We start from the raw sequence: 7,139 nt of genomic DNA, 5'->3' as shown, positions 1-7,139 counted from the left end.
CCGATCGGTGCGGGGCCGTTGTCGTGCGAGGTGTCAGCGGCGGCCGACGGCCTTCCACGCGAGCGGCAGGATGCCGGCGGCGATGAGCGCCTTGGCGACGCCACCGACGATGAACGGGTACAGGCCGGCGGCGAGCACCGACTGGACGTCGTTCGGGGCACCGAGCTGGCCGAGCGCGACGGCCAGGTACGGCAGGCCGGTCACGAACGGGATGGCACTCGCGAGCAGCATCGCGACTGCCGCGCGACCCACGTTGCGGTCCCAGTTGCGGCGCGCGAGCCAGCCGACGAGCCCGGCGGCAGGGATGAAGCCGATGACGTACCCGAAGCTCGGCAGTGCCAGGGCCTGCAGGCCGCCCTGCATGTCGGCGAAGAACGGCGCACCCGCGAGTCCGGCGACGGCGTAGACGAGCAGCGAGAGCATGCCGCGACGTGCGCCGAGGGTCGCGCCGACGAGCACGACGGCGAGCGTCTGCCCGGTGATCGGGACCGGCCACATCGGGACCTCGAGCTGCGCCATCGCGGCGGTGAACAGGGCTCCGCCGGCGACGAGGGCGGCGTCGGTGGCCAGCCCGTGCGTGCGCAGACGGTCGGCGAGGACTGCGCGGGGAGCGAACCCGGTGGCGTTCGTCATGGATTCTCCTAGAATGGACTGCTGGTTCCGTTCGGAACCATCGGTCCCGTCAGCGTAGCGGTGCACCTCACGCACACACCGTTGTGCAAACCCACCAACTGATTGGACGTCCACTGTGCTTGCCGTGCACGAACTCGAGATCCGCGTCGGAGCTCGTCTCCTCATGGAAGACGTGTCCTTCCGTGTCGAGAAGGGCGACAAGATCGGACTCGTCGGCCGCAACGGCGCGGGGAAGACGACGATGACCAAGGCCCTCGCGGGCGAGACGCAGCCCACCGGCGGCAAGATCGAGCGCGGTGGGGAGATCGGCTACCTGCCGCAGGACCCCCGCTCGGGCGACCCGGAGGAGACCGCGCGGAAGCGCATCCTCGACGCCCGTGGGCTCGGCGAGCTCGTGGAGGGCATCCGCCTCGCGACCCTCGACATGGCGAGCGACGACGTGGCCGTGGCCGAGAAGGCGATGCGGCGCTACAGCCGCCTCGACGACCAGTTCAACGCGCTCGGTGGCTACGCGGCCGAGGCCGAGGCTGCCTCGATCGCGTCGAACCTGAAGCTGCCAGACCGCATCCTCGACCAGCAGCTCAAGACGCTCTCGGGTGGTCAGCGCCGGCGCATCGAGCTCGCCCGGATCCTGTTCTCGGACGCCGAGACGATGATCCTCGACGAGCCGACCAACCACCTCGACGCCGACTCCGTCGTGTGGCTCCGCGAGCACCTGAAGACCTACCCCGGTGGCGTCATCATCATCTCCCACGACGTCGAGCTCGTCGACGAGGTCGTGAACCGCGTCTTCTACCTGGACGCCAACCGCCAGACCATCGACATCTACAACATGGGCTGGAAGCTGTACCAGCGGCAGCGCGTCGCCGACGAGGAGCGCCGCCGCAAGGAGCGCGCGGGTGCCGAGAAGAAGGCCGCCACGCTCAAGGACCAGGCCGCCCGGTTCGGCGCCAAGGCGTCGAAGGCCGCGGCAGCCCACCAGATGGTCGCGCGAGCCGACAAGCTGCTCGCCGGTCTGGAGGACGAGCGCGTCGCCGACCGGGTCGCGAAGATCCGCTTCCCCACCCCGGCGCCGTGCGGCCGCACCCCGCTGATGGCCGAGGGGCTGTCGAAGTCCTACGGGTCGCTCGAGATCTTCGCGGGTGTCGACCTGGCGATCGACCGCGGTTCGCGCGTGGTCATCCTCGGCTTCAACGGTGCGGGCAAGACGACGCTGCTGCGCATCCTGGCGGGTGCGGACCAGCCGGACACGGGTGAGATCCAGCCCGGCCACGGTCTGCGCATCGGCTACTACGCGCAGGAGCACGAGAACATCGACATCAACCGCACGGTGATCGAGAACATGGTGTCGGCGTCGACCGACCTCAACGAGACCGAGGCCCGTCGGGTGCTCGGGTCGTTCCTGTTCACCGGCGACGACGGCTACAAGAAGGCCGGAGTCCTGTCCGGTGGCGAGAAGACCCGTCTGTCGCTCGCGATGATCGTGGTCTCCGGCGCGAACGTCCTGCTGCTCGACGAGCCGACGAACAACCTGGACCCGGCGTCGCGCGAGGAGATCCTCAATGCCCTCGCCGGCTTCGAGGGTGCGGTCGTCCTGGTGTCCCACGACGCCGGCGCGGTCGAGGCGCTCAACCCCGAGCGTGTGCTGCTGCTGCCGGACGGCACCGAGGACCACTGGAACAAGGACTACGCGGAGCTCATCGAGCTCGCGTAGCTGCCTGCGAGACGGCGTCTTGCGCACTCGCCGCGGGGACAGGCGGACGGGAGGCCCGTGGCGACGCCGCCACGGGCCTCCCGTCCGCTGTGGGGTCGCGTTCGCGGACACGTCAGACGCCGTCGTGTCGGCGAGACGCCCCGAAAGCGGCGCGACGCCGCCGTGTTCGGCGGCGTGTTGCGATGACGACGGCGTCTTGCGGAACAGCACCAGCGCGTCAGCGACGTGACGCGATGAGCTCGTCCTCGATCTCGGCGTCGGTCTTCGGCTTCGCGTTCTTGCGGCGTTCGCGCTCGAGGGCGCGCTCGCGCTCCTCGGGGTCGTCCTGGTTGAGGTTCCGGTACTCCTGCACCATCACGTACGCCAGGAAGCCGAAGCCGCCGGCGGCGAACAGGAACCACTGGATGAAGTAGCTCAGGTGCAGCCCGGTGTCGGCGGTCGGACGCTCCCATCCGAGCGGGCGAGCCTCGGTCGGGGCGGGGGACTCGGAGGCGAGTTGCCCGTACGCACCGGTCCAGATCGGGTCGTCGACCTTGTTCGCCACGTCGGCCAGCGTGACCGACTGCACCTGGTCGGTGTCCTTCGGGTCGGAGCGGCCGGGGATGCGCGGCTCACTCTGCTGCAGGCGGACGATCGCGGTGACCTCGCCGGACGGGGGAGCGGGCACGTGGTCGGGCGCGTCCTGGGCGTTGCCGGTCGGCACCCACCCGCGGTCGACGATGAAGGCGCGGCCCTCGGACGTGACCAGGGGTGTCAGGACCTCGAACCCGGGCTGCCCGTTGTGCACGCGGTTGCGCACGAGCAGCTGCGCGTCGACGTCGTAGCGGCCGGTCACGGAGACCCGGAGCCACTCCTGCTCGTCCTGCCAGCTCGAGGCCTTCGGCAGCGCCCGGTCGAGGGGGACGGGGGTGTGGTCGTAGTTCTGCGCGACCTGCTCGTTCTGCCGGACGGCCTCGTTGCGGCGGTCCCACTGCCACATGCCGAACAGCGCGCAGACGACGGCGAAGGCGACGGCGATCGCGAAGTAGCCGAGCCAGCGGCGGCTCCGGACGAAGCGCCAGCCGACGAACGGTTCGCGGGGGTCGTGCTGCTGTGCCGCGGCACCCGACTCGGCGGACGCGCGCTGCAGCTTGGCGGCGTGCTTGCGGCCGTACCGGGACTGCGGGTCGAAGCCGTCGGTCATCGCGAGGTGCCGGTGGAGCGCACCCCGACGTCGTTCTTCGGCGCCGCGGTCGACTCGCGCTCGTCGTCGAGGTGGTCGACGTCCTCGTGCATGCCGGTGACGCGCACCGGGAACGAGCGGGAGCGCAGGTAGTCGGCGAGGAAGTCGCGGTGCTCCTCGCACGCGGCCCAGATCTTCACGCGGTCGATCGCGTGGATCCGGGGGTTGCGCCAGTTCACACGCCACCCGGCAGTCGACACGCAGCCGGCGCGGGAGCAGACCGGGGTGGAACCGGGTTCGGTCTGCAGGTCGAACGTCGCACCCATCAGCGGGGTCCCCACATCTTCGATCGGTCGCCGTTGCGCTGCCACTCGTCCTGCGCGTGCTGCGCCTGCTGGCGGAGGCGGTCCTGCTCGTCGCGGTAGGCCTGGGCCCGGGCGTCCTCCTGCTGTTCCCGGAGACGCGGGTCGACGGCGTCGTAGAGCTCGATGGACCCGGCGGGGGAGATCATGTCGCTCTCGGTCCGGCTGCCGGCGTTCGCGATGACGACGGCGACCCAGGGGATCACCGCGGCCAGGACGATCGGGATGACCGCCAGCCACGAGTGCCAGATCGAGTACACGAGCACCGCGGAGATGAAGAGGACCACTCGGATGGCCATCTGCCAGACGTAGCGGGACAGGCGGTGCGCCCGGTCCTGCTCCGGTGTGTCCGGCAGCGACGTGATGCTCGTGTGCGTGCTCTTCATACAGATGGTCTCCGTCTACCCGTGGTCAAGCCTAATCCCGCCGGACCGATCGTGGGTGCGCCGCGCGCGAACCGGCGGGGTGGTCCGCTCCGGTACGCTCGTCCGGGCGTGTCCGCCGGGTCCCCGGCACCGCGTGCCGAGCAGATCCCACCGAACGGAGCGACCATGAGCACCCCCCGTACCGTCCTCATCACCGGCGGCAACCGCGGCATCGGCCACGCGCTGGCCGAGCGGTTCGTCGCAGCCGGCCACCGGGTCGCCGTGACGTCGCGCAGCGGTCAGGGTGGTCCCGAGGGTGCGCTGACGGTGCAGGCCGACATCACCGACACGGCCTCCGTCGACGCCGCGTTCACGCAGGTCGAGGCCGAGCTCGGTCCGATCGAGGTCCTCGTCGCGAACGCCGGCATCACGAACGACCAGCTGCTCCTCCGCATGTCCGAGGACGACTTCACCAGCGTGGTCGACACGAACCTCACGGGCACCTTCCGCGTCGTCAAGCGCGCCACGAAGGGCATGATGAAGGCCAAGTTCGGCCGCATCGTGCTGATGTCGAGCGTCGTGGGCGCCTACGGCCAGATCGGCCAGGTCAACTACGCGTCCTCGAAGGCCGCACTGGTCGGCATGGCCCGGTCGATCACGCGTGAGCTCGGCTCGCGCGGCATCACCGCCAACGTCGTCGCGCCCGGCTTCATCCAGACGGACATGACCGCCGCGCTCTCCGACGAGCTGCAGGCCGAGTTCAAGAAGGCGATCCCGGCCGCCCGCTACGGCACGGTCGACGACGTCGCCGACGCCACGCTGTTCCTGGCGAGCGACGGCGCCGGGTACGTCTCCGGTGCGATCATCCCCGTCGACGGCGGCCTCGGGATGGGCCACTAAGCCCTCGGACTGATCAGCCGCGCAGGCCGAGCGTCGCGAGCACGGCGGACAGGTCACGGTCGACGACCGCGACGTCCGCCTGCTCCCGCACGCGCGGCTTCGCGTCGAACGCGACCGACAGCGCAGCGACGCGCATCATCTCGAGGTCGTTCGCGCCGTCGCCGATCGCGATCGTCCGTGCCGGGTCGACCCCGTCCGCGTCCGCCCACTCGCGGAGTGCGACGGCCTTGGCGTGTCCGTCGACCACGTCGCCGAGCACGCGGCCGGTGAGCACGCCGTCGGTGACCTCGAGGCGGTTCGCCCGGCAGTGGTCGAGGCCGAGCTGCTCGGCGAACGGGTCGAGCACCTCGTGGAACCCGCCGGACACGACGCCGACGGTGCCGCCAGCGGCGTGCAGCCCGCGGACGAGCTGGTCGGCGCCCCGCGTCACACGGACCGCCTGCTGTGCGCGGACGAAGACGTCTGCCTGGAGGCCCGCCAGGGTCGCGACACGCTCCCGGAGGCTCTCCGCGAAGTCGAGTTCCCCGCGCATGGCGCGCTCCGTGATCGCCGCCACCTGTGGCCGGGTCCCGGCGCTGTCGGCGAGCAGTTCGATCACCTCGTCCTCGAGGAGGGTGGAATCGGCATCGAGGACGACGAGGAAGCGGGGCACGTACCAACGGTACCGACTGACGGAGGCACGGCCGCGTCCGTGACGCGAGCCGTGCCTCCAGGCCGTCCGTCCGGGGCTGCGCCCCGGGGGTCTGCTTCCCTACGCGTCGACGCGGACGCCCTTGCCGACCACGGTGATGCCCGACTCGGTGACGGTGAAGCCGCGTGCCTCGTCGGCCTCTCGGTCGACGCCGACCTGCGCACCCGGCGCGAGGACGACGTCCTTGTCGAGGATGGCGCGGTTGACGACCGCCCCGGCGCCGATGGTGGCGCGCTCGAACACGATCGAGTCGAGGACCTTCGCGCCGGAGTCGATCGAGCACCAGGGCCCGATCATGCTGCGCTCGACCTGCGCACCCGACACCAGGCAACCGAGCGACACGAGCGAGTCCACCGTGGACCCGGTGTTGCCGTTCGCGTCGCGGACGAACTTCGCCGGCGGCAGGTTCGTCTGCTGGTTGAAGATCGGCCAGTCCTGGTTGTACAGGTTGAAGACCGGGACCGGCGCGATGAGGTCCATGTGGGCGTCGAAGAACGAGTCGATGGTGCCCACGTCGCGCCAGTAGTACTTGTCGCGGTCGGTGGAACCGGGGACCTCGTTGCGCTGCAGGTCGTACACGCCGGCGTCGCCGCGGTTGACGAAGTCGGGGACGATGTCGCCGCCCATGTCGTGGGCCGAGGTCTCGAGCTGGCCGTCGCGCAGGACCGCGTCGACGAGGGCGTCCGCGTTGAACACGTAGTTGCCCATCGAGGCCAGGATCTCGCCGGGGGAGTCGGCCAGCCCGACGGCGTCCTTCGGCTTCTCGAGGAACGCTTCGATCTTCGTCGGGTCGTCGTCGGCCACCTGGATCACGCCGAACTGGTCGGCGAGCCCGATCGGCTGACGGATCGCCGCGACCGTGGCACTGCGGCCGGAGGCGATGTGCGCCTCGACCATCTGGTGGAAGTCCATCCGGTACACGTGGTCAGCACCGACGACGACGACGATGTCGGGGCGTTCGTCGCGCAGCAGGTTGAGCGACTGCAGGATCGCGTCGGCCGAGCCGGCGAACCAGCGCTTGCCGAGCCGCTGCTGCGCGGGGACGGACGCGACGTAGGAGCCGAGCAGCCCCTCCATGCGCCACGTCTCCGCGACGTGCCGGTCGAGACTGTGCGACTTGTACTGGGTCAGGACGACGATCTTCTGCAGACCGGAGTTGACCAGGTTCGACAGTGCGAAGTCGATGAGACGGAAGTTGCCGCCGAACGGGACGGCGGGCTTCGCGCGATCGGCAGTGAGCGGCATGAGTCGTTTGCCCTCTCCGCCGGCGAGCACGATGCCGAAGACCTTCTTTGGTGCCATGCCGCTCACA

The 7,139-nt window shown here is 70.3% G+C and carries 8 protein-coding genes; 2 read left to right on the top strand and 6 right to left on the bottom strand.

Going from position 1 to position 7,139, the window contains the following annotated elements; translation table 11 throughout:
• Nucleotides 1–33: 33 nt before the first annotated feature.
• Entirely contained in the window at nt 34–633 is a 600-nt protein-coding gene (locus tag BIU89_RS03100) for a biotin transporter BioY (protein WP_071244729.1), read from the bottom strand.
• Nucleotides 634–748: 115 nt separating this feature from the next.
• On the opposite strand from BIU89_RS03100, the gene BIU89_RS03095 reads away from it, so the two are divergent.
• Nucleotides 749–2,347: an ABC-F family ATP-binding cassette domain-containing protein gene (locus BIU89_RS03095; protein ID WP_071244728.1), complete on the top strand. Its 1,599-nt coding sequence runs from the start codon at nt 749–751 to the stop codon at nt 2,345–2,347.
• Nucleotides 2,348–2,564: 217 nt separating this feature from the next.
• Here the strand turns inward: BIU89_RS03095 and BIU89_RS03090 are convergent, their stop codons facing one another.
• The 3 genes from BIU89_RS03090 to BIU89_RS03080 are packed head-to-tail and all read right to left on the bottom strand — an operon-like array spanning nt 2,565 to nt 4,257.
• On the bottom strand, nt 2,565–3,530 hold the full coding sequence (locus tag BIU89_RS03090; protein WP_083404129.1) for an SURF1 family cytochrome oxidase biogenesis protein: 966 nt from the start codon (nt 3,528–3,530) through the stop codon (nt 2,565–2,567).
• Nucleotides 3,527–3,835 carry a hypothetical protein gene (locus BIU89_RS17610; protein WP_371830589.1) on the bottom strand — a complete coding sequence of 103 codons (309 nt, stop codon included), beginning with the start codon at nt 3,833–3,835 and terminating at the stop codon, nt 3,527–3,529. Before BIU89_RS17610 ends, BIU89_RS03090 begins: the two co-directional genes overlap by 4 nt.
• A complete protein-coding gene (locus BIU89_RS03080) occupies nt 3,835–4,257 on the bottom strand; it encodes a DUF3099 domain-containing protein (protein ID WP_051596733.1) in 423 nt (140 codons plus the stop codon). Before BIU89_RS03080 ends, BIU89_RS17610 begins: the two co-directional genes overlap by 1 nt.
• Nucleotides 4,258–4,422: 165 nt before the next feature.
• Here BIU89_RS03080 and fabG point away from each other — a divergent pair, with 165 nt between their 5' ends.
• On the top strand, nt 4,423–5,136 hold the full coding sequence (gene fabG / locus BIU89_RS03075; RefSeq protein ID WP_027465673.1) for a 3-oxoacyl-ACP reductase FabG: 714 nt from the start codon (nt 4,423–4,425) through the stop codon (nt 5,134–5,136).
• 13 nt (nt 5,137–5,149) lie between these two features.
• Here fabG and serB read toward each other — a convergent pair whose 3' ends face one another.
• Together serB and BIU89_RS03065 are read right to left on the bottom strand one after the other, a co-directional pair.
• Nucleotides 5,150–5,788 carry a phosphoserine phosphatase SerB gene (serB, locus tag BIU89_RS03070; protein WP_071244726.1) on the bottom strand — a complete coding sequence of 213 codons (639 nt, stop codon included), beginning with the start codon at nt 5,786–5,788 and terminating at the stop codon, nt 5,150–5,152.
• A gap of 99 nt (nt 5,789–5,887) precedes the next feature.
• On the bottom strand, nt 5,888–7,129 hold the full coding sequence (locus BIU89_RS03065) for a glucose-1-phosphate adenylyltransferase (RefSeq protein ID WP_071244725.1): 1,242 nt from the start codon (nt 7,127–7,129) through the stop codon (nt 5,888–5,890).
• Nucleotides 7,130–7,139: the final 10 nt, after the last annotated feature.

It is taken from the genome of Curtobacterium sp. MCBA15_005, from assembly GCF_001864855.1.
Taxonomy (GTDB): domain Bacteria; phylum Actinomycetota; class Actinomycetes; order Actinomycetales; family Microbacteriaceae; genus Curtobacterium; species Curtobacterium flaccumfaciens.
Note: the sequence above shows the minus strand (reverse complement) of the source record. Positions and strands in the feature narration are given on the sequence as shown.

Bases quoted from the DNA above. Each gene is read 5' to 3' on its own strand.
- BIU89_RS03080 (WP_051596733.1), bottom strand. From the start codon at position 4,257: ATGAAGAGCACGCACACGAGCATCACGTCGCTGCCGGACACACCGGAG.
- fabG (WP_027465673.1), top strand. From the start codon at position 4,423: ATGAGCACCCCCCGTACCGTCCTCATCACCGGCGGCAACCGCGGCATC.
- BIU89_RS03065 (WP_071244725.1), bottom strand. From the start codon at position 7,129: ATGGCACCAAAGAAGGTCTTCGGCATCGTGCTCGCCGGCGGAGAGGGC.
- BIU89_RS03100 (WP_071244729.1), bottom strand. From the start codon at position 633: ATGACGAACGCCACCGGGTTCGCTCCCCGCGCAGTCCTCGCCGACCGT.
- BIU89_RS03090 (WP_083404129.1), bottom strand. From the start codon at position 3,530: ATGACCGACGGCTTCGACCCGCAGTCCCGGTACGGCCGCAAGCACGCC.
- BIU89_RS17610 (WP_371830589.1), bottom strand. From the start codon at position 3,835: ATGGGTGCGACGTTCGACCTGCAGACCGAACCCGGTTCCACCCCGGTC.